This window comes from Citrobacter sp. Ce119, from assembly GCF_030334525.1.
Lineage (GTDB): Bacteria > Pseudomonadota > Gammaproteobacteria > Enterobacterales > Enterobacteriaceae > Citrobacter > Citrobacter europaeus.
Window position 1 is genome coordinate 677,443 of record NZ_JAOWDR010000060.1, and the last position, 17,441, is coordinate 694,883.

Here is a 17,441-nt window from a genome sequence, read left to right on the forward strand (position 1 = left end):
GTTTATTAAGAATGCTTAACAGACAGAATAATTATATACTCTATGGATGGATTTTTTATTTTCTGCGATCCACTTTCCAGTAATTTTCTTGCCGCTCATCATCAATCGCTGTTTCCTTACCCCGCGCCTGCAAAATCAGGCGTCGGGATTGGCCTCCTGACTAACTCCATCGACGACATAAGGCGTTAGTGCTTTTTTGTGTCGCGCGCACGGCTAAAGTCCATTCTCTTCAACTCCGCTACGAATTTCACCGTCCTGACCTAGTATGGCGCTCTTCGCCGAAACTCTGATAAAACCGAAGATCCGGCGGGGGGAATTGAGGATAATACCCGTTGAGACCCCAAGTAGGATGCGACGGTTACGGCGCTGTGGCCTTTTTCAAGAAATCTCTCACCCCGAATCCGTTTGATGGTAGATAGACTGTATGCGGCGCTCAATAAGGAGACAGCACAGACTTGGTTGTGATTGATGTCGGAACGAGACAATTTAAGAACAAACCGCCTCCGGTTAGCTGGATCGCCTCGCCCGGCAGGAAAGCATGCTAACACCTACATGAAGTTCCTGTCAGTGCCAGTCTCCGACTCAACACCACCAGTCTGCTTTTCACCACTGCGAAGTAAGGGGCGTTAAGCCCGGCTATGCAGGGGCAGTTTTTTCTTCCGTGTGCTTTCCGTTCTCCATATCTGCTTTCGGTTAATCGTTTCCCAGCACAACCCGTCCAGCAAGGATAAATGGCACGCATTCTGCGTCCTTGCGTGCCGGAACGATGCCGGGAAAGCGAACCGTCAGGCGATACGAAGACGAAAATCACACCACTGACGGAGAAAAAACATGACGATTTCCCTGCGCACCACCCGGACAAGCGCCCCTAACACCGCAGCGGCGACCAGCGTATCCCCGCTGGACCCGTCAGGCTCCTCAAAAACGAAATTTTCTAAAACCAGAACGGATATTTATCAGACCGTTACCGATAGCATCATTGCAGTGCTGGAAGCCGGTGTGAAACCCTGGTCTTGCCCGTGGCAGCGTGTATCTGGCATGTCTGGTTTGCCATCGAATTACGCCACCGGCGTAGCCTACAGCGGTATGAACATCATGTTGCTGTGGTGCAGTGCATCAAAACAGGGTTTCAGCGATTCCCGCTGGATGACCTACAAACAGGCACAGGTAGCAGGTGGACAGGTTCGCAAGGGTGAGCATGGCACAACAGCTATTTTCTATACCACGCTGGAGAAGGAAAACGACGCCGGAGAAGTTGAACAAATCCCTATGCTGAAAACTTTCACCGTGTTTAACGTTCAGCAAATCGACGGTTTAACTCTGACCACAGAAACTGTTAGCCCGGAAGCAACCTTTGACCCGGTGCCGCAGGCTGAGAACCTGTTACGGAAGAGTGGCGCAAACATCATCGAGAAAGGACAAAACGCCTTTTTCATTCCATCAACAGATGAAGTCTGGCTACCTGAGCGCCATCTGTTTTCAGATGCGGCTAATTTCTACGCTACAGGTCTGCATGAGCTGGTTCACTGGAGTGGTGGCAAAAAACGTCTGAACCGTGAAATGAAAGGGAAGTTTGGCAATGCGGATTATGCAGAGGAAGAACTTGTCGCGGAACTGGGAAGTGCCTTTCTGATGGCTGATCTTGGCATTGAGGGAGAGGTACAACATGAAAGCTATATTGCTTCCTGGCTGAAAGCGTTGAAAAACGACAAGCGTTATATTTTCAAAGCGGCCAGCGCTGCCTCCAAAGCACATCGTTACCTGATGGATAAACTCTGAGACCGGAATCAAACAACCGCAAGGGAATGCGGTTACATGGTTTTTAACCGGCAACGCTGCAAGGCGCAGACTGAGGCGGAACGCAGCACGCAGCACAGCGAGTACCGAACAGTCTACGCCTCGCAGTGGAATAAAAAATCGTCCGGCCTGGCGGTATCGCCGCCAGGCCGGTGAGGCCATCGAGATGGCCTGAGTAAAAGCTTACGTATAGCTGCCTAATGACAGGTGTTTCAGTTCATCAAAGGTATAAATGCGAAACACCCGACGGTGGCGTTCTTCCAGCGGGACGTGCTGATGGTTGATGATGACATGCCTGATGCTGTCAAACAGCAGTTCAAGCGCACGCTTCTTCTGTGGATTGGGCACAACATAAAAAACGTAAATCCACTGCTTGCGGGTCCGGGCCAGTAGGTGGCTGGCAATGATCGACTGATAACGGGCTCGGGTTTTCAAGCGGCGCTCGGTTTCAATGGCGATAACGGTGCCGCCGGGCAGGGTGATCAGCCCGTCCGGGCGGTGACTGACCTGATACCGGCTGAGGAAAGTTGTGCGATCGCCGTTTATCCATCCGGATGCGCCTTTTTGCTCAAGGATAATCCGGGCCGCCTGATTATCAAGGTGATGCTCCAGCGTCCAGCCGGTGATTTTTGAAGGCTCAAACCGCGCCGGAAAAAGCACATCGTCGGAGGTTAACACAACGGTCAGTCCGTCACTGGTTATGCCCCACAATGAAATTTTCACGGTGCGCGATACCAGGACGTGCTTTTGTATTAAGCCCATGTTCTCGACTTTTGAAAGCAGGGAATACAGCGATTTATGGTCTCTGAACCTGAACAGCAACATCAGGGTTTTAAAGTCACTGTACGTTTCTTCCTTCAGGAAATTCAGCAGTCGTTGTATTTTTTCGTGATGTCGCGCCTGGCGTTCGCGGTATGCGGTGATAAGCATCATTCCCCCCCTTTAAAAATCCAGCAATGATGGGTTTTCCTCTTTATCGGCGCTCGATGTTGTTGTGTCTTCTTCGTCCGTATTATCAAAAAAAAGATCGGGTCGCGTTGTGGTGATATCCGTCTTTGATGCGGGTCCGGGGGAAGTTTCCTCCTCGTTAAAATCCAGGGTGATGTTTACCGTTGCGGCGTTGGCGGCAATCGCGGGCGACACGGCACAGATCTGCAGGTCGCGTTTTTTCACCTTAATGGGCGAAATCAGAGAGGCCGACGGGAGTGTTTTTGTCGTGAAGATGAAGCTGACAAAATCGGGTAGATTCAGGATCATATTGCTGTCGGTAAAAAAACGCTCGGCCTGCCTGATGGTGCGTTCATCGTCGATAGTCTCCGTCAGCACGGCGTCGGTTTTCGCTTTGCGGACCTCATCATCGACTAATATGGTGCCGGACATCCTGGCCACCCATTCAGCGGTGTCCGGATCCATGACACGATAAACCAGTTTGAATTTGGCGTTCTCAACGACTGCGCCGACAACAGCGTCCCCTTTCAAATCTGCCGGGCAGTCTTTTAAATCGGCAATCGACTGATGGTCCATAATAATGTGCACGCCTTTATCGCGTGCCGCGCCTAAACCTTCCAGCGCGGACCTGGATAAATGGTATTTCAGTTCGGAAAGATAAATAGCAATGGGGCGGGGCACGTCTTTAACCCGCTCGCGCCTTTCTGCCAGTTGATACAGGCGAACCAGCAACATGCGTTGAGTGGTAATGATTTTGCTGTTGCGCATTGAGCCAATCACATAACAGCAACCTCCTTCATCAAATATCCTATTAAGCGAAAATCCTGTCGGCGCATTGATGGCATTGAGTAAGGCCAGCTCTTCAATTTTCCCGAAAAAGGCTTTTATTTTATCTGCAATGCCCTGAACGTAGTCTCCGTTATACACATCCCGAATGGTTGAGGCAGTATTACGGGTGACAAACTGCGCGGCTATTCGTGCCGCTTTCCGGTCGTCAATCCGGTAAAAGTCCGACTCCTGGCCTTTTTCCGCCAGACTGAAACCGGCAACAAAAAGCTCTTCCAGTTCATCGGCGGTGATCTCTTCAATCAGGTTTAACTGGTATTGGGGTTTTCGCAGGTCAATCAGGGCAAAAGGTTTACCGGCATCCTCGCAGGCTTTGCGGTAAAGGTGCGGAGCCCATTCATCATCCTTGGGGTCCATCACAAATACGCCTTCACCGGCCAGAATACTTTGATAAAGTAATATCCCGGTGGCAACGCCCTTACCGGCACCGGTGGTGCCGATAATATCCGCGTGTTGTTTTTGCCAGTCTTTTAACGGCAAATACATCGGCTGAATATCTCGGTCAATGCCGATAAATAACCCTTTGTTCAGGTCGATATAATCCAGCGGGTCATAATATAGCGTTTCCGGCAGCAGGGATTTTACCGTGCGGACATCGGTGCGCAATTCCCGTTCAAGCGTGGTTTTTCTGACGAGGCGTTTCTTTATTTTGTCTAATTCAGGGGTTAATACCCTTCGCAGCAGAATATGCAAAATAAAACCCGTTACGGTAAAGGCAATCAGCACCGGCAATGCCAGAACGGGAATGCTGGCGACTACACGGCCTTTATAAAGCCACTGGAAAATCCAGATAACAACCGGGGCCATGGTACCGGAAAGAAAACACAGCAGGGAAAAAGCGATAATCAGCTTTTGCCACAACGGGGCTTTTTGCCGTTCATCGCTTTTCATCGACGCGAAAAACGGCATCGTCAGCCCCGATAACAGCGCCAGCATCAGCTGATGCTGTTGCATAAAAGCCATGAAGTTCAGCGCGCCATTCACTATCGGCGACAGTGAAACGGCCAGCTTATTCAAAATCACGATGCCTCCTTCGTCAGCAGTTGGCCCCATGACGTCGCCCCATTAATTCGCCCCACGGTGTTGGGCGAAAAGGCGGGGCGAACGTCAGGGACGGAGAAGGTGGCCGCTATGCGACCATGTGCAGGAAAGCATGCCTCCCTGCACGAAACGGCGTGCACCATTACATGCGGGCTGGACGCCCTTATGTAATGTCACATGGGGGTAATGTCGCAGCTGGACGCCACGCCAAAACCCCCAATGTCAACGGCGGCACACCGTCGCCCGCTACGCGCGACCACCCCCTTTAAGACGGTCGCTTTCGCCTTTTTCTTCCCTTTGCTCGTTCCTCGCAGCGGGAATAAAAGGGAAGCTGACCTTTAAAGAGGGTGGTCGCGCCACGCTACCGGCTTTTGGCCGGAGACTTAGCCGCGACGGTGTGCGGGGCTGTGCCCCCCAGATAAATCGCTGTCGTGGGCGACAGCTTTTCGCTCGCTGGGGCGGCGAAATTTATCCGGCTCCCCCCGGCCTGCAAAATCCGCGTGGGCGCGGCTGTTTGCAGGTGAGGGGCGGTGCCTGAATTATTTTCGCTCCTTAACCCGCGAAAATATTTCTGTCCGCTGCCTCATTTTTACGGCCCCTGTTTCTTCGCTCCTTAATCCGCGAAAAACAGAAGCCGTAAAAACCTGAAAACCGTCACGCTCTGTGCCCGTCTCGCCAGTATTAACCACGAACGCGGCCATATTTACTGATGACCCGACTGATAGCCGCCGGGTCTGCCGAGTCACATTCAAGTAAAAACGATTTTCTGGCATCAGCCGTATGGTCAGGTAGAAAACCATGCCTGTTCTTTTTTGCGATATTAAAAAATGCCCGTTCAGCGGTGTGACATTCACTGCTGCCGCCATTCCCGGTTGCTTTACCGTACATACATAACACCACTTTGCAGGCATCAGCAGCCAGTACAGATGTTGGACATGACGCCATAACGCAGAGTAATAATACGGATAATATTGTTTTTTTCATTTCAGTTACCATTATGATTAATGAAAGGTTACGTATCTTGAGTAATGTTATTTGCCGGAGTTATTGTCTGAATGTCTCTTTCATGCCATTTAAATGAACTGGCTTAAAGTAAATGTCACGCATCCGTCGCACATCGCCGTGTATATCAATGCTGACGATGACATCGATGCTTTTAAGTACCTTGCGTAACAGCACATCAAAAGGAATGTTCCGGCAGTCCGGGTTTTCATAGCAGCGGTCAATGATGCCTTCAATACATTCTTCCGGGCTGCCCGCATGCAGGGAGGTTATTAACCCTTCATGCCCGGAGCCGACAATTTTCAGCGCATCCCACGCCTCCCGTCCACGAATTTCCGCCAGTAATATCCGGTCAGGGTTCATACGATAATTAGCACGGATCAGCCTGCCGGGTGTGACAATGGCGTTATCCCCGGCATCCGCCGGGTAAAAAAGATGAACATAATTGGCATGGTGATAAAAACGGATTTCGGGATTATCCTCAATCGTTACCAGACGGAGATGTAGTGGAATATAATACAGCAGCGTTTTCATATAGGTGGTTTTGCCGGAGCCGGTTTCACCCACAATAAAAATCGTTTTGCCGTATTCCACCGCCTTTTCCATAAAACGGGGAATATCCCCGCTGTGATATAACCGGATCAGTGCATTATCCTGACTTTCCGTATTTTCCTGACCAGCCACGTGCTGATAAAATCCCGCATCAATCCATGACTGATGTGTTTTCTGCTCAAACGAGGGTTTGCGAAGCGTAATGGACACCGTATTACGCTCGCAGGCCGGGGGAATAATCGCCTGAATACGTTCGCCGGATCCTAATGTTGCTGAAAGGATGGGTGATGTATCGTCGATATTATCGTCATGCCAGGACGCCAGCGCTCTGGCAAAAGCATGACACTGACGTAACGTGATGGGAGATGCCTGTTTTTGCCATTTTCCCCGAATTTTTGTATGCAGCTCACCCGGTCGGTTAACAGCAATTTCTGTCAGGCCATCCTGCGCGAGAAAATCACCAAACAGCCGGTTTTTCATAAAATCCAGTGACAGGTTTTCAGCGTTCATACCATTTCTTTTTCAGTCGAAGTTGATAAACAGAGGAAAAATCAATATCCGTGCCGGTCATGATGCCGATCACATCACCCTGGTTCAGGTACATGGTGGGCGGGATACTGATGCTGTTTTCCAGCGTCGTTTTCGCCATTTCCGCCGTGGCAGCGCGGGTGTTTTCGGTATAGTCGGTATTACGGTCTTTACCCGGTGCGGCATCTGATGCCGCCACCGCCACGTCCTGCACGGTACTGAGCATCAGGGCATTGCCGAAACGCTCCCAGAAATGGCTGTCGATCCAGCCCGCGATCCCCGCCTCACCGAGCGGGCCGGTGGCCTGCGTATCGGTGAGCGGGATTTGCAGGCTGCCGGGCTCCGGCGTGCGCAGCTCCGTCCACAGCACAAACATCCGGCTGCGTCCGTGTTGCAGTGCCCCGGTGCGGTAGACGCCACGGGCGACCGTTCCTGCCGGGATCAGCTTCACATGGTTACTGGCGCTCCAGACATTCTCACCGATCAGGCAGGAGATTTGACCGCCAACATCGGATACGAAGCGCCGCATCATCGAACACGGAATATAGCGATCCACCGGGATATAGAGATCGGGATTGAGGCCAAGCCGCTTCACGCCGGTAACGCTGGCGAGGCCTGGATTGTCGCTGTTACTGCTGGCTGCCGGTGTGACCCTATCCGGGCAACGCAGGCGCCCATCTTCGCCACTGACCAGTACCGACTGACAGGATGTGTACGCCGTTGAGGCTGACGGGCTGCCCGACGTTTCCGCGTTGCTGCGCGATCCGCTTCGGGGCGTGCGCATATCGTCGCCTGACCCTGTACTGCCGCTGTTCAGCCCGCCTGCCAGTGCTGCCGCCTTGTTCAGAGCGGGCGGCCCGGGCGGCAGAGCTGGAGTGGCCGGGGCGCTCTGACTGGCAGTGCCTGCGCTTTCCTGCCTCCCTGGGCCGAACAGGCCAAACGGGTTACTGTCCATGCCCAGATTCTTACGCTCCTGCTGCACCGTCCCGGAGGCGGGCGGTGGCGCAGTGTCAGATTCTTTCTCAGCACCCCTTTTCAGGGCGCTGAGAAGACGATCGCCACCGGATGCCAGCGCGATGACCAGTACCAGACTCAGCAGGCTGACGATCAGCGTGCGGCGACCAGAAGCTTTACGAAAGCGGGTCACTTCCGGCTGACCGGGCGGCGTTTTCTGCTCCGGTTCCTGATATGCCATTGCCGCGCGGGCGCGTTCGCGGGCTTCTGCTTCCCGTTCTGCGGTGGTTTTTTCCGGTTCGTCCGGGAAAGATTTGTCGGTCATTTTTCCTCCAGCGTAACGGACGGCGAAACGGTGTCACTGTTGGTCAGCGGGATACGCCCGAATCCGTCGTTTTCGATCCCCACCACCGAGCTGCCGTAACGCAGAACCAGTTGCGGCGATGCCGGAACCACCATCACGGTGTAGTTGCCCCGTTTAACCGTTCCGGGCGTGACCGCCTGCTTCTGGCCGTTAACCACCCGGAAAACGGAAGGCAGGGTTTTCGCAGGAGAAAAACCGATATACGCAAAACGACCGTCATCCCAGGTAAAGTCCGGGGCGATGGCGGCGGAACCGGCGGCCACCCGTTTTGTATAGCGCCAGTTGCGCGGCGTGGTTGTCTGCCCGAATGCCGCCGCTATCCGCTGCCGGTCCAGTGTTTCCTGCTGTCGTTGCTGGAGGGTGGCGCTGGTGGCCGCTGACTTTTTCCGCTGCTCATCGGGATAGTGGTAGCGGATAACAAAGGCCTGGGCGGGCGAGTCTTTATCCAGCACGTTCAGCTCCAGGCTGTAATCGCGCTTCGATGTCACCACGAACAGGTTGGTTTTCCAGTCTTTTGCCGTCGGCAGAAACACCTGACTGACGTTGTTGCCGCTGGCGTCCGTGACCGGCTGGGTAATCGGGTTCGGGCTGACGCCCACCCGGTTATCGCTTTTCGTCACGGTCCAGCCTCTGGGGAAACCCGCCTGCGCATCGATAACGGTTTCATCATCATCAAACACCAGCATGGTGACGTAGCCGGGTCGGGTACTGGCGACCGTGGCGTTCTGGCTGTTGTACGTGACGTTCTGCATCCGGCTGTCATACGCGCTGCCGCGCGGTGTCGCCGCGCTCCATGCCACGCATGACGCCAGTAAACCCGTGAGGAGCAGAATGTATTTCAGCATCATTCCCCCCTCAGCTCTTTGTCGCGCTGGTAGCTGGTGACGATAAAGCCCAGCGGGTTCACTTCGCGCTGGCTGTCGGTCAGTTGCCGGTGCGGGACGTAGCGGTATGTGAGACGGATATTCCACACATCCGTTTTCACGGAATTATCAGCAATACGGCGGATAGTGCGCTTGATACGCAGGGTTGCCAGATTATCCGGCCCGGTGGCAGGCGTATGAACATTGGAAATAATGTCGATATAGACAACATATTCCGCCTTATTAAAAATAACGTCCGGTGCCTGGTCACCGTTAAACCCGTCCAGATAGTCCCGGTTCACGCTGTCGCTGTTAAATAACTGTACGTCGTCATAATCACGCTGGAGGGAGAAATAATTATACCCCTCGCGAAGTCTGACATAGTGTGCTGCCAGAGAGTGCGCCAGTGCTTTTTCAGACGAGATATCCCGCTCCTTCACACGGGTCATATATTCATAGCGCCCGGTCTGTTTATCCACTGACCATAATTCAGTGTCGGTAGTTTTCAGCGGCAGCAGAATAATAATGGCCGCAATCGCCATTGCAGCCAGAATCAGTCCGGCAGCGGCCACCCGCCAGGCGGTTCTTCGGGAACGCTCTTCCTTTTCCAGCAGGATGGATTCAAAAGAGCGGGAAACATTAACAATGTTCTGAATATCAGACATGGTGAGTCAGCTCCTGAATGATGGCGGGGGAATTCACCGGCTCGGGTTCGCCGGATACCGGCGGGAGGTCGCCCTGATGCCGTGCGCAGCCCGTGAGCGCGCACAGCATCAGAAGAAAGATGCTGAATTTCATGGAAGCCTCTTATCGTATGGATGCAGGAATGCCGCACCGGTGGCGCTGGGCACGGCGTGACGGGGAAAGGAAATTAACAGCCGGGAGGATTAACGGTAACGCTGCCGGTTCAGGCGTTTCATACTTTCGATGGCGGCGGCGCGTTTCTGCCAGGCGCTCACGGTTTTACCCACGCCTGCGCCGGTGAGCCTGCCTGTCGCCGCGGCGACGGCCATGCCGCCTTTCGCAGCCAGGCGGGCACCTCCCTTTACACCCGGCCCGGCAAGACTGGCGGATTTATTCGCCAGTCCGCTCAGGCCACTCATGGCTGCACCCTGCAGCACCGCCTGTACGGCGGCCCCGCTGAGTGCGCTGGCGAGCTTCGCGGAGAACCAGACCACCACACCCGCCGCTATCCCGGCCAGCAGGCACTGCGCTGCCAGCGTGACCATATTGGTTTCAGCGGATGTTTTTGCTGCGGCATCCAGTATTTTATTCAGGTAATTAATGGCGATACGGATGGATAAGGCGGAAAACATGACCGTTAATATTGCCGCGAAAATCGTTTTCAGCCAGTTATCAAACATCGGCTTAAGAAAACCGTACAGCAGGCAGAAAATAAAGAGCGGCGCGGTGGTCGTCATTAACAGGATGGTGATTTCGGCGAGCAGGTTGACAAAGGTGGCTGCCATCAGCAGGACAATAGAGCCGCCCCATACCAGAACTTCGGCAAGGCCGCCATTCAGTTTGACGTAAGTTGAGGTGTCCATATTAAATAACTTTTGCCCCAGCGCCTGTGCCTTTTCCCAGACAGTATCGAGCAGCGCCCAGACGTTATCATCGCCGCTGATACCGTCTTTAAGTCCCTGGATAGCCGCTACCGCCATATCCAGCCAGCCATCCCGGTTTAACACAAAGGTGGTGATAAGCAGCATTCGCCCCACATCCCAGGCGATATCTTCAACCGGGGTCCGGAGTTTGCCAGCCAGCGTCTGATAACCGCGAAACAGTATAAATAAGGTAAAAGAGCTGACAATGATGACGCTGATCATCGTGCCGTAAGTGGAAGACTGGCCTTCCAGTACGGCATTCAGTCCATTCATGATGTTTTTGTCCATACCAACAAAAATACCACCGGACATGGTGCCTCACCTGATATATAAAGAAAGGAAATAAAAAACAGGGAGAATTCCCTGTTTTGCTGAAGGAAAAATTACTGTGTCACAGCATTTCGTTTTTCAGCTTCCTGCTGAAATATCGCCTCAAATTTCTCCTTAACCCCGGGCTGGCCTTCCTGTGCAAACATAAGTGCTGCCCGGTGGGCAAATTCGCAGTTATCGCTTGCCTCGCCATCCTTCAGGCATTGCGTATAAACCGCATAAGTTTCGTCAGGATGCTGTTTATACCAGGCTTCGGATTTGGTTTCCTTGCAGCCGGAGAGCACGATAACGCCTGAGAGTATGCATAAGGTGAATAAGGATCTGAGCACGGATAACCTCCTTATAAATTATTAAGGTCAGCAACAGGTGCCGTTAGCTGCTGCTGTTCAAAGGCTTTCTGTCTTTGCTGTTCCAGCAATGTCGTTCGCTGTTCAGCCTGTCTGACAGACATCTCCCACTGATTCGTCAGCGCATTTAACTGTACGCTTTTCGCCGCGATGGCGTTAGCCAGATCCTGAGACTCTTTCGAGTCTTGCGCATTCGATATACGGTCAGATAAGTCTGATATGTCGCTGAGTGTGCTGTTGATCCTGTTTTCAACGTCAGTGGTATTCTCAATCGCCATTGCCTGATTGAGGATCATCTGTTTACAACTGTCGGCCAGAGACTGGGATTTTATTCCTTCCTGTTCCGGGCTGCATACGCTGAACGATTTGTATTTACTGTAAAGGTTTTGCAGTTCAGCAGAATATGAACTGTTCTGCGTGGTCAGCAGATCATCCAGTGAAATATCATTCTTACGGAGATTATCAATATCGGTTTTCAGGCTTCGGGCATCACTGAGAAAACCCTGAATATCCCGCACGCCGGTTGCGGTAGCCAGTTGTTTCTTATATGCATCAAGTTCACTTTTATAATGGGTAACCGTATCTTCCCATTGCTGTAGTTTCTGCATCCACTGGTTAATGGATTCGGTATTCTGCACGGCGTCGAAAACCGGTATTCCGGCGCTGAACGTCTGTGCTGAGAAAAATAACGATAATGCCAGAAGGTGATTCCTGGAACGCATTGATATTACCTCCGGTTGGCTTTCAGATTGCCCGGTCAAGAAACGTATCTTTCCATTCATCAGGTCGCATACCGTCCTGATAAATGGCATCGAATATTTTCAGGTTGTCCTCACTGCCGCTGAGAAGCCGGGTGAATTTACCCAGTCCGGACAGATCCATTTTCGCCATCGCCATAAACGGGCGGGTTTCCCCGGCCCGAAGCGGTGTTTTCAGGATGACCATATAATGCTCGCCCGGATCCAGATTCCTGACCGTGTCATAAACACTTTCCGGTACTTTCATTTTTTCCACGTAATCCGCATGGCTGGCTTTCGGGTTGGCGAGGAAAATCTGGGTACCGCACTGCTCAATAATCGCCGGGGCTATGGGATGTTTGACGATTTCATCCGGTGACTGTGTTGCCGGAACGAAGATACCGTTCAGCTTGCGGATGACTTTCAGCATATTGAGCGAGAAGCGGGAAAATTCGACATCGGCCAGCCAGCGCCAGAACTCATCCATAAACATCACCAGGCGGCGACCGTCCAGCAGGCTGGTCACGCGATACAGCAGGTAAAAGGTCACGGGGCCGCGAATATCGTCATCATCCAGAAATTCGGTGCCGTCGATACCAAAGTTATCGACATCGCTGATGGTGAATGTATCGGCCTCGTTATCAAACACCCAGCCGAACTCGCCCCCCTGCGCCCACTGTTTCAGGCGAATACGCAGCCCGTTGGTGCGGGCGTCTGTGGTCGGCGGCTCCGGCAGCACTTCCAGTAGCCGGGTGATCCCGAACCGGCGGTACTCCGGCGGATAGTCCAGCATGATGGTGTCAACGGCGGCACTGATCCGCTCCTCATCGCGCGGATCGAGCGGCTTACCGTTGCGGCGGCACAGCATGCGCACCAGCCGTTTGATAAAACTGATGTTCCGGCGGGTTGGCTCCAGCGCAAACGGGTTGAAGCCGGTGGGCTCGCCGGTACGGATACGGAAATAACGCCCGCCCGCCTGGCGGATCGCCATCTCCGCCGCCCGGTCCTTATCGAAATACACCGTGGTCAGCCGTTTGAGGGTGGCAGAAGGCGCAAACGACGCCGGGTTACGGTATTTCTGCATCAGTTGTTGCATGACGGTCATCAGCAGGGTTTTGCCGGAGCCGGTTTTCCCGATAATCGCCGTATTCCCCGGCGTTTTCTCACCAGTGTCATCCCGTCCGGCCTGGCTGTCGTGCAGGTTCAGGTAATACCCGCCACCGCCGGGAGATGTGAGGATGGCGATGGCTTCCCCCCACGGATTGCCGCTACGTTTGTGGGGATGGAAGTTATGCAGGCAGGCCATATCGGCGAAATTCTGGCTGCTGACGGCCACCAGTCGGGGACGCAGCATATAGACGCCCGGCAGTTGCGCCAGATATGCAGCTGGCAGTGACAGGGTGGAAAGCGTCGTCATAATACCCAAATCGGCGAAGGGCTGGGCCAGAACGTTAGTGTCCTTCACCACCTGTCCGGCACTGTCTGAGGAGACCAGCAGGGAAAAGTGGAATTTACCGCATGACACATGTCCGGACTGGAGCAGGTCGCGCAGGACAATCAGCTCTTCGCGCTGGGAAGTCGCGTCGTCGTCCGTGGAGTTAAGCCGTTTTTCCGCCAGCCGGATATGATGCTGTGCCTCATCCCGTGCCATGCAGGTAAAGGACTGCGTCAGAACATACTCGCTTTCGGCGTACAGCAGCGCATCCAGCATGCCGGTGTGGGTTTCCGGGGAATAATCCTTAATCTCCAGACTGCGGAAGAAGCGGGAACCGCTGACCGTCTGGCATTCACCGGTGTCGGTGGTGAAAAACACGTCCGGCGTGCTTAACGTTTCATAAAACGGCGAGCGCGTTACGGCCACTTTCTGCCACTGGCCGGTGATCAGGCGGTGGAAGAACGCCAGTTGTGAGGAATATACCCGCCCGTTTTCTTCATATATCCCCAGCGGCGTTGCCATATAGCGGGATAATGAAGATTCCAGTGCTTCACGGTATTCCTGCATGATTTTGAGCGCGTCATCCAGAGCTGGCTGGCGTTTACCGTGCGACTGCGCTTTCATGGTTTTTTTCTCAATCGCAGAGAACGGCGCGTAGCAGACGGTGAAAAACAGCCGGTGCCGCCAGAACGGTTTTTCTTTTACCGGCTGGTAATACCGCCGGGTCACGTCATCAGAAAAGGGTATGCCCGAACAGGCTTCAAAAGCATCATGGTATTTTTCACGGAGCCGGTGAATATAAAATGTTACCGGCAGACCTTCATACGAGCGGATAATATTGTTCAGATGCGTGGCCATCAGGGTCAGGTGATGTTCGTCTTCACATTCAAAGACTGTACCGCCCAGTTCCCAGGTGGCAACCAAATCACGGTGACGGTTTCTGATGACGTAAGGGTGAATATGGGAGGAATACGGAATATATTTATCCAGCGTAATACGCTCGTTTAATTTCATTTTCTGAATAAACTCCGACACATCAACATTATCGTACTGGTTTGCCAGAAGGGCATTCGCGCCAAAATGCTTACTGGTGAAAAGTCGCCCACGGGTTTTAAATGCCAGCCAGAGCAGACTGAAATAATGAATATCCTTCCGGGCTTTATTTTTCATTTCCGCCCAGGCCGGGATCAGCAACAGTGCCAGGTAATAGCTGACATAGACCGCCAGCAGGACGATGGCCCCGCTGACGAGAACGAACGGCACAAGAGGAATACCCATAATGGCGGCAGGCCGCGTGAGTGCTTTATTCAGCGTAGCCATCGTTACCTCGCTTATGACACCCAGTAGGCACCGAAGCCGGACGCGCCGACAATCAGGATCGCGCCGATGATGACGTTACGCATGTCGTGCAGGCTCTTGCCGTCGAAAAGCACCTTGTAGCCCACCCACATGGTCGCCAGCGTGATGGTGACGGCGGCCAGTCCCAGCAGGCCGGTCGAAGTATTGCTCAGTGTCTCATTGGCCTTGTTAAATCCGCTGTCCGCCGCCAGCAGTGGGGCAGGCAGCAGCACGGAAGCAACAACGGAGTAACGGCGTTTACGCATGATCATTTATCCTCATCAGGGATAACAGGGATAGCGCCGCGAATGACGGCACCGGGATAATGCAGAGAAGTCAGGATCGGCGCAGTGGCACCGGCAGGCTCGCCGCGCAGCACAACGGCGGGATAACGGACAGAGGGCTGTACACTCCGGTCAGGGGCACGGTGCCGGTCTTCCCGCGTGGACGGGACGACATAGCCAATGCGCTGTACGTAGCTGGTCTGGTTAAAGGCGGATTCCGGTCGCTGTCCGGTTTCAAAGTTGCCGGAGTAGTAACAACTGAGTGCTCGTTTCAGGGTGCCGCCGCGCCGGTAACAGTCGGCGAGAATGCGCTCAAATACCGACAGATTGATGCAAGGGTTAAGTAGGTCGCTGGCCGTGACGCCGTAATGGCGGAAATTGGTGCTGGTGATTTGCATCAGTCCAACAGAGTAACGGCGGCCCTGAGCCATTAGGCTGCGGAGAATATGCTCTGCCTCTCCCCGACTGGCTGGCTGGTGAGAATTAACGTGTTTATCGCCGGAAGATTCTCCGGAGTTCGGGACAATCTCGGCAATGGCATACGGGTTAAAACCGGATTCCACCCGCGCCACGTCGAGTGCCGTGGACGGATGAATGCTGGCGGCGCACTGCATGGCCGCCGCCAGAAAGGCAGTGGTGGAAAGCATGATGGCCTCAGAAAGCAGACAGCATGCAGGGTCTGCAGACGCTGCATGCTGTGGAGTCAGAATCAAAGGGATTACTGCGTGGTTTCGACAGGAGCCGTACTCTGCTGCGGACTGTTTTCCTCGCGAGGTTCCAGCAGGACTAGTTTGCCGGAGACGGCAATACCGGGCGTCAGGACAATATTCAGACCGGCTTTACCGTGGTGAGCAAAGGCAACGCCGACTTTTGTCCAGTACGTATTTTTCTCGCCCTGAGTATCCGGCTGACTTTCCTGGGCAACATATGCATAATAATCGGGTTTTCTCATGATGAGCCCTTTTAATAAAATGGTAGAAAATAATATTTTTCGATCACGTCCCGATTCTGCATTCCGGTTTTAACGGGTCAGCGAGAACATTCAGCGGCACCCTGAATTGTGGTTTTGTGACAGCCCGTTCCGTATTATTAAAGAGCAATACCCGGCCCGGACGAATTAACGTCCATTAGGGCAACCATTCTGTAATGGCGTGTTCAGCATGAGGGGGCTGGATCGAGTCATAAACGATAAACTCAAAACAAAAATGAAAGAGTTAGTCGGATGGATAAATAAAGAAATTGGAGAGCAGGAAAGGAAGTTGAAGTAAATTATGGGGATTTATTTTTACTTTCTGATACAGATAAAGACGTATGAGCATTTATTACTCATACGTCTTTTGGTTCACATTTAACAACGACGGCGTTCAAGTTTATCCTGACATTCCGTACAGGTTGTTACGCCTGGTAGTGCCTGCCGTCGTTTTTCAGGAATAGGTTTACCGCATAAACGGCAGTGGAATAATGATGGTGTTGTTCCTGGTTTGAAACGGCTCTGTTCAATCATCTCTTCCAGTCGTTGTTCATTGAACTCCTGATCGCGGTCGATCTCATCCGGCATTTGATGCCCTCCTGTTGGCGGCTTCCTTTTCGCAGAGTGTGATGCGCTTCCAGATGGTGGTGAGAGACAGACCTTCGGCGTCCGGCAATAGCTTTTCCGTCACCTGCATCATGGCGGCCAGCGCGTCGGAGGATTCAAGGTTATCCACCCGACATTTTTGCCATTGCCTCCAGATTTCGGCATCTGTCTCTTCATCTGGTTCAGGCGTCCGCCCATACGGCACGCTGACACTCAGCAACCGGCGACGAAGGCAGACTTCATTTGATGTCAGGCCAAAATAGTGGTTGAGCAACGAGATAGAGCCACCCAGGCGGATAGCACGGTTAATCTCCTGTTGATGCTGGTATTCCTGGCGGGCCTGCGCCAGTAAATGATGCAGAACATCATGGCGGACACTGACCGAAACAAAGGGAACTGCCGCCCGGCTGACCGTAAACAGTTCATCGAGTGATAACTGATTAAGAGCATTCATTTCGTCGAAAGTAAATCCGAGGGATTTACAGTGACGAATATTGCCTTCTTTCAGAGCGTGCAATGCATCAGTTAAGATGGTGTAATTAATTAATGGAATCATTCTGTTATCTCCTCAATCCATATGGAAAAGTTGAGCAAATAAACGGACATTTTTAACTGATCTAACGTCCGGCTAACTTAAGGTTGATCCATTCATCAATTTCCGATTCGAGCCAGGCCACACTGGCCGGGCCAATTTTTATTGAACGTGGGAACGAACCATTTTTCATATACAAGTAAATTTGAGAGCGTTTCAAACCGGTTTTTTCTTCGACCTGTTTTAAACGTAACAACTGATGTGATGTCATTGTATTCTCCTATTGTGGAATGACTGGTGCATGTCCAGAGAAAATAAAAGAACACAGCAGTAAGCTTAGGAAAAGCCGATAGCACCTTA

Annotated in this window: 19 protein-coding genes; 1 reads left to right on the top strand and 18 read right to left on the bottom strand. The window is 52.8% G+C overall.

Annotation, left to right across the window (positions count from 1 at the left end):
• Window positions 1–831 precede the first annotated feature (831 nt).
• Entirely contained in the window at window positions 832–1,779 is a 948-nt protein-coding gene (locus tag OGV80_RS23385; protein WP_090049486.1) for an ArdC family protein, read from the top strand.
• A 201-nt stretch (window positions 1,780–1,980) separates the two neighbouring features.
• Here OGV80_RS23385 and mobC read toward each other — a convergent pair whose 3' ends face one another.
• The 18 genes from mobC to OGV80_RS23475 all read right to left on the bottom strand — a co-directional run bounded on the left by mobC (window position 1,981) and on the right by OGV80_RS23475 (window position 17,352).
• A complete protein-coding gene (gene mobC / locus OGV80_RS23390; protein WP_286515845.1) occupies window positions 1,981–2,727 on the bottom strand; it encodes a MobC family replication-relaxation protein in 747 nt (248 codons plus the stop codon).
• 12 nt (window positions 2,728–2,739) lie between these two features.
• Window positions 2,740–4,614 (bottom strand): type IV secretion system DNA-binding domain-containing protein, encoded by a 1,875-nt coding sequence (locus OGV80_RS23395; protein WP_286515814.1) that lies wholly within the window; start codon window positions 4,612–4,614, stop codon window positions 2,740–2,742.
• 699 nt (window positions 4,615–5,313) lie between these two features.
• Window positions 5,314–5,616 carry a TrbM/KikA/MpfK family conjugal transfer protein gene (locus OGV80_RS23400; protein WP_075208278.1) on the bottom strand — a complete coding sequence of 101 codons (303 nt, stop codon included), beginning with the start codon at window positions 5,614–5,616 and terminating at the stop codon, window positions 5,314–5,316.
• Between the two features lie 60 nt (window positions 5,617–5,676).
• Window positions 5,677–6,696, bottom strand: coding sequence for a P-type DNA transfer ATPase VirB11 (gene virB11 / locus OGV80_RS23405; protein WP_049096905.1), 1,020 nt, complete (start codon window positions 6,694–6,696; stop codon window positions 5,677–5,679).
• A complete protein-coding gene (gene virB10, locus OGV80_RS23410) occupies window positions 6,686–7,993 on the bottom strand; it encodes a VirB10/TraB/TrbI family type IV secretion system protein (RefSeq protein WP_049096906.1) in 1,308 nt (435 codons plus the stop codon). The genes virB11 and virB10 overlap by 11 nt, the downstream gene beginning before the upstream one ends.
• On the bottom strand, window positions 7,990–8,877 hold the full coding sequence (gene virB9, locus OGV80_RS23415; protein WP_064360579.1) for a P-type conjugative transfer protein VirB9: 888 nt from the start codon (window positions 8,875–8,877) through the stop codon (window positions 7,990–7,992). The genes virB10 and virB9 overlap by 4 nt, the downstream gene beginning before the upstream one ends.
• Window positions 8,877–9,560: a VirB8 family type IV secretion system protein gene (locus OGV80_RS23420; protein WP_049096908.1), complete on the bottom strand. Its 684-nt coding sequence runs from the start codon at window positions 9,558–9,560 to the stop codon at window positions 8,877–8,879. Before OGV80_RS23420 ends, virB9 begins: the two co-directional genes overlap by 1 nt.
• Complete coding sequence (locus OGV80_RS23425; RefSeq protein WP_032936799.1) at window positions 9,553–9,693, bottom strand: hypothetical protein; 141 nt, start codon at window positions 9,691–9,693, stop codon at window positions 9,553–9,555. The genes OGV80_RS23420 and OGV80_RS23425 overlap by 8 nt, the downstream gene beginning before the upstream one ends.
• Before the next feature lie 89 nt (window positions 9,694–9,782).
• Window positions 9,783–10,814 carry a TrbL/VirB6 family protein gene (locus OGV80_RS23430; RefSeq protein ID WP_049096909.1) on the bottom strand — a complete coding sequence of 344 codons (1,032 nt, stop codon included), beginning with the start codon at window positions 10,812–10,814 and terminating at the stop codon, window positions 9,783–9,785.
• 71 nt (window positions 10,815–10,885) lie between these two features.
• Window positions 10,886–11,161, bottom strand: coding sequence for an EexN family lipoprotein (locus tag OGV80_RS23435; RefSeq protein WP_090049480.1), 276 nt, complete (start codon window positions 11,159–11,161; stop codon window positions 10,886–10,888).
• A gap of 11 nt (window positions 11,162–11,172) precedes the next feature.
• Complete coding sequence (locus OGV80_RS23440; protein ID WP_090049478.1) at window positions 11,173–11,901, bottom strand: TrbJ/VirB5 family protein; 729 nt, start codon at window positions 11,899–11,901, stop codon at window positions 11,173–11,175.
• 22 nt (window positions 11,902–11,923) lie between these two features.
• On the bottom strand, window positions 11,924–14,671 hold the full coding sequence (locus OGV80_RS23445; RefSeq protein ID WP_120763963.1) for a VirB4 family type IV secretion/conjugal transfer ATPase: 2,748 nt from the start codon (window positions 14,669–14,671) through the stop codon (window positions 11,924–11,926).
• 11 nt (window positions 14,672–14,682) lie between these two features.
• Window positions 14,683–14,961: a TrbC/VirB2 family protein gene (locus OGV80_RS23450; RefSeq protein ID WP_049096914.1), complete on the bottom strand. Its 279-nt coding sequence runs from the start codon at window positions 14,959–14,961 to the stop codon at window positions 14,683–14,685.
• Entirely contained in the window at window positions 14,958–15,620 is a 663-nt protein-coding gene (locus tag OGV80_RS23455) for a lytic transglycosylase domain-containing protein (protein ID WP_049096915.1), read from the bottom strand. Before OGV80_RS23455 ends, OGV80_RS23450 begins: the two co-directional genes overlap by 4 nt.
• Window positions 15,621–15,691: 71 nt before the next feature.
• Window positions 15,692–15,925 carry a hypothetical protein gene (locus OGV80_RS23460; protein ID WP_134878368.1) on the bottom strand — a complete coding sequence of 78 codons (234 nt, stop codon included), beginning with the start codon at window positions 15,923–15,925 and terminating at the stop codon, window positions 15,692–15,694.
• Window positions 15,926–16,321: 396 nt separating this feature from the next.
• Window positions 16,322–16,531 carry a TraR/DksA family transcriptional regulator gene (locus tag OGV80_RS23465; protein WP_048211278.1) on the bottom strand — a complete coding sequence of 70 codons (210 nt, stop codon included), beginning with the start codon at window positions 16,529–16,531 and terminating at the stop codon, window positions 16,322–16,324.
• Window positions 16,521–17,105 (bottom strand): DUF2857 domain-containing protein, encoded by a 585-nt coding sequence (locus tag OGV80_RS23470; protein WP_032936811.1) that lies wholly within the window; start codon window positions 17,103–17,105, stop codon window positions 16,521–16,523. Before OGV80_RS23470 ends, OGV80_RS23465 begins: the two co-directional genes overlap by 11 nt.
• 61 nt (window positions 17,106–17,166) lie before the next feature.
• Window positions 17,167–17,352 carry an AlpA family transcriptional regulator gene (locus OGV80_RS23475; RefSeq protein ID WP_032936812.1) on the bottom strand — a complete coding sequence of 62 codons (186 nt, stop codon included), beginning with the start codon at window positions 17,350–17,352 and terminating at the stop codon, window positions 17,167–17,169.
• Window positions 17,353–17,441: the final 89 nt, after the last annotated feature.

Bases quoted from the DNA above. Each gene is read 5' to 3' on its own strand.
- OGV80_RS23385 (WP_090049486.1), top strand. From the start codon at position 832: ATGACGATTTCCCTGCGCACCACCCGGACAAGCGCCCCTAACACCGCA.
- mobC (WP_286515845.1), bottom strand. From the start codon at position 2,727: ATGCTTATCACCGCATACCGCGAACGCCAGGCGCGACATCACGAAAAA.
- OGV80_RS23400 (WP_075208278.1), bottom strand. From the start codon at position 5,616: ATGAAAAAAACAATATTATCCGTATTATTACTCTGCGTTATGGCGTCA.
- virB11 (WP_049096905.1), bottom strand. From the start codon at position 6,696: ATGAACGCTGAAAACCTGTCACTGGATTTTATGAAAAACCGGCTGTTT.
- virB10 (WP_049096906.1), bottom strand. From the start codon at position 7,993: ATGACCGACAAATCTTTCCCGGACGAACCGGAAAAAACCACCGCAGAA.
- virB9 (WP_064360579.1), bottom strand. From the start codon at position 8,877: ATGCTGAAATACATTCTGCTCCTCACGGGTTTACTGGCGTCATGCGTG.
- OGV80_RS23420 (WP_049096908.1), bottom strand. From the start codon at position 9,560: ATGTCTGATATTCAGAACATTGTTAATGTTTCCCGCTCTTTTGAATCC.
- OGV80_RS23425 (WP_032936799.1), bottom strand. From the start codon at position 9,693: ATGAAATTCAGCATCTTTCTTCTGATGCTGTGCGCGCTCACGGGCTGC.
- OGV80_RS23430 (WP_049096909.1), bottom strand. From the start codon at position 10,814: ATGTCCGGTGGTATTTTTGTTGGTATGGACAAAAACATCATGAATGGA.
- OGV80_RS23440 (WP_090049478.1), bottom strand. From the start codon at position 11,901: ATGCGTTCCAGGAATCACCTTCTGGCATTATCGTTATTTTTCTCAGCA.
- OGV80_RS23445 (WP_120763963.1), bottom strand. From the start codon at position 14,671: ATGGCTACGCTGAATAAAGCACTCACGCGGCCTGCCGCCATTATGGGT.
- OGV80_RS23450 (WP_049096914.1), bottom strand. From the start codon at position 14,961: ATGATCATGCGTAAACGCCGTTACTCCGTTGTTGCTTCCGTGCTGCTG.
- OGV80_RS23455 (WP_049096915.1), bottom strand. From the start codon at position 15,620: ATGCTTTCCACCACTGCCTTTCTGGCGGCGGCCATGCAGTGCGCCGCC.
- OGV80_RS23460 (WP_134878368.1), bottom strand. From the start codon at position 15,925: ATGAGAAAACCCGATTATTATGCATATGTTGCCCAGGAAAGTCAGCCG.
- OGV80_RS23465 (WP_048211278.1), bottom strand. From the start codon at position 16,531: ATGCCGGATGAGATCGACCGCGATCAGGAGTTCAATGAACAACGACTG.
- OGV80_RS23470 (WP_032936811.1), bottom strand. From the start codon at position 17,105: ATGATTCCATTAATTAATTACACCATCTTAACTGATGCATTGCACGCT.
- OGV80_RS23475 (WP_032936812.1), bottom strand. From the start codon at position 17,352: ATGACATCACATCAGTTGTTACGTTTAAAACAGGTCGAAGAAAAAACC.